The sequence below is a fragment of the Methylobacterium sp. B1 genome, assembly GCF_000333255.1.
In the GTDB taxonomy this organism is placed as follows: Bacteria; Pseudomonadota; Alphaproteobacteria; order Rhizobiales; family Beijerinckiaceae; genus Methylobacterium; species Methylobacterium fujisawaense.
In genome coordinates, this window is the sequence record NZ_BACT01000698.1 from 1 (window position 1) to 2,610 (window position 2,610).

3 protein-coding genes are annotated in these 2,610 nt (G+C 72.7%); all 3 read left to right on the forward strand.

All coding sequences use genetic code 11. The features are described 5' to 3' along the window. Positions 1 to 528: 528 nt before the first annotated feature. Positions 529 to 795, forward strand: a complete 267-nt coding sequence (locus I53_RS20540) for a GCG_CRPN prefix-to-repeats domain-containing protein (RefSeq protein ID WP_043354130.1) — start codon at positions 529 to 531, stop codon at positions 793 to 795. Between the two features lie 340 nt (positions 796 to 1,135). Further along, positions 1,136 to 1,678, forward strand: a complete 543-nt coding sequence (locus I53_RS20545; RefSeq protein ID WP_043354131.1) for a sigma-70 family RNA polymerase sigma factor — start codon at positions 1,136 to 1,138, stop codon at positions 1,676 to 1,678. Then, a complete protein-coding gene (locus I53_RS20550; protein WP_043354133.1) occupies positions 1,675 to 2,445 on the forward strand; it encodes an anti-sigma factor in 771 nt (256 codons plus the stop codon). Before I53_RS20545 ends, I53_RS20550 begins: the two co-directional genes overlap by 4 nt. Positions 2,446 to 2,610: the final 165 nt, after the last annotated feature.

Sequence of the window (2,610 nt, forward strand, 5' to 3'; positions counted from 1 at the left end):
TGGGGTCGGTCTTCTTCGCTGTACCCGACATCGTCGCGCCTCGTGAAAAAGATTTGGCAGACAACACGAGCCCTGCGGCTCTGTTCCTGCGGCGCGTTCGCTCCCCGCGCCCGGCCCGGTACGGTCCCGCGCCCCGGCGCCCCGCGATGCCATTCCCGGGGAGGGGACGCGTCTCGGAGCGGGGCGGGATCGGCCCGACGGCGGCCAGGATTGAGCGCCTTTCAAGGCGCGGGAACGGGAGCGGAAGACGCAGCAGCCCGATCCGGCGCAAGCCCCTGCGCAAGCCCCTGCGCGAGCCGAAGGGCGTCATCGTCGGCGGCCGAGGCCCCCCATCCGCAGCGCCTCAGGAACCTTCGATCACGCCGGTTCGGACCGGAAGTCTGCTCTCGGCGGTCGCCGCCGGAGGGTTCCGGAATGTTTGTTTCTGGACGGTTATGGCGGAGGTCAGCCCACATTCAGGCGAGACGACCATTCTATCGTGGCCTTGTGTCGGTCCCGACCGGCACAAATCGAACAGAAGGTCAGATCATGATGCACGTGAAGATGTTCGCGGCGACCGCGGCCGTCATCGGCGGCCTCGGCCTCGTCTCCGCCAGCGCGGCGCCCCTGGCACCCGCCGGAGCCGCCGCGATCACCGGCCCCGCGTCTGTCAGCACCGTCGCCTTCGGCTGTGGACCCGGCTGGGCGCCCGGCCCGTACGGGCGCTGCCGGCCGATCTACCGTCGTCCGCGCTTCTACGGCCCCCGCTGCTTCTTCCGCCCGACTCCCTGGGGCCCGCGGCGGGTCTGCCGCTAATGATCCGACGGCTCGGGATCGATCGCGGCACCGAACCGTGACGCGAGCCGCGAGCTGATCCAGGGGCAGGCGCCGTCTCCGAGGAGGCGGCCCTGCCCCTTCCCGTTGGAAGGGACGCGAACGCCCGGGATCGCGCATCCGGCCCGTGCCGCCAGGCAGGCCGGGGCCCGGCCGCAGAGCCGCGCGCCGTCGGACCGAAAGTCCCGGCGCGGGGCGGGAATAAATCCCGCCGCCCACCGGTTCCTGATCGTGTGGCACGACGCTGCGGTCTGGAGCACGAGGGTCGGGACCCCATGGCTTCGCAGGCTCTCGACGGGGCGGGCCCGGCCCGGCCGCCGACATGACGACCCTGGCGCGGGCGCGCTTCAGCCAGTTCGTCCTGCCGCGCCTCGACGAGGGTTACCGGCTCGCGCACTGGCTCACAGGAAATGCCACCGACGCCGAGGACGTGATGCAGGAGGCGTGTCTGCGCGCGTACCGGGCGATCGAGGGGTTCGCCGAAGGCAATGCCCGCGCCTGGTTCCTGACGATCGTCCGCAACACCGGCTATTCCTGGCTGCAGCGGCACCGGCCGCGGGCGGTGGTCTTCGCCGACGACCTCGCCCCCGAAGCCCGCGCCGAACTGGAGACCGGAGGCGCCCTGGCCGAGGCCCCGGAGACGCCCGAGTCGACCCTCATCGCCCGCGACGAGGCGGGGCAGCTCGCCTGGGCGGTCGGGTCCCTGCCGGTGGCCTTCCGGGAGGCGCTGATCCTGCGCGAGTACCATGGCCTCAGCTATCGGGAGATCGCCGCGGTGACCGGCGTCCCGATCGGAACCGTGATGTCGCGCCTCGGCCGCGCGCGGCAGCATCTGCTTGTACGGCTCGCGAAGGACGGGCGATGACCGACGACGAGACCCTTCAGCTCCTCAGCGCCTACGCGGACGGCGAACTGTCCCCTGGCGAAGTCCTGGCCATGGAGCGCCGTCTCGCCGCGGACCCCGCGGCGCGGGCGATGGCGGAGCGCCTCCGCGACCTCTCGCGCGCCCTGCGCGGCCCTCTGGCGGGACCGTCGGCCCCGGAGACCCTGCGGGCGGGCGTGATCGAGCAGATCGGCTTCTCCGATCCGCCCCCATCCCGCACCCGGCTCGGCTCCTGGCAGGTGCTGGCCGCGACGCTGCTCCTCGGTCTCGCCGGCGGCGCCGCGCTCGGCGCCGGGGCCGTCTATCTCGACCGCCCCGGCGGCGCCCCCGATACGGGCGCGTCCGTGCTCGCCGGCCACCTCCGCGGCCTCGCGGCGCCCCAGCCCTTCGACGTCGCCTCCTCGGACCGGCACGTGGTGAAACCCTGGTTCAACGGACGGACCACCATCGCGCCCGAGGCTCCGGACCTGTCGGACCGGGGCTTCCCGTTGATCGGCGGCCGGGTCGACATCGTCGCCGGCACCCCCGTGCCGACCCTGGTCTATCGCCGCGACCGGCACGTGATCAGCGTCACGGTGGTCTCCGCCGCCGACGGGGCTGCGGACGGCGAGGGACGGCGGGACGGGTCCACGATCGAGCGCTGGCACCTCGGCGACCTCACCTACTGGGCGGTGTCGGACCTCAACCCGCGCGACCTGCGCGCCTTCGCCGACCTGTTCCGGTCTCGGGCCGGCGGGCGCCCGAGCTGAAACGGGAATAATCGGCATTTCCGACGGGTTGTTACTGATATCGGGGAGTCGATGCGGCGAGGAACCTGGCGTGATCAGTCAATCGCACATGAACATCCGCAGAACCGGGGGCATGCCGGAGGCCGGCCCGGTGCACGCGCGGCGGTCCCAGTCCGGCGGCGCCCC

Coding starts and splice junctions, on each gene's coding strand:
- I53_RS20540 (WP_043354130.1), top strand. CDS start 529: ATGATGCACGTGAAGATGTTCGCGGCGACCGCGGCCGTCATCGGCGGC.
- I53_RS20545 (WP_043354131.1), top strand. CDS start 1,136: ATGACGACCCTGGCGCGGGCGCGCTTCAGCCAGTTCGTCCTGCCGCGC.
- I53_RS20550 (WP_043354133.1), top strand. CDS start 1,675: ATGACCGACGACGAGACCCTTCAGCTCCTCAGCGCCTACGCGGACGGC.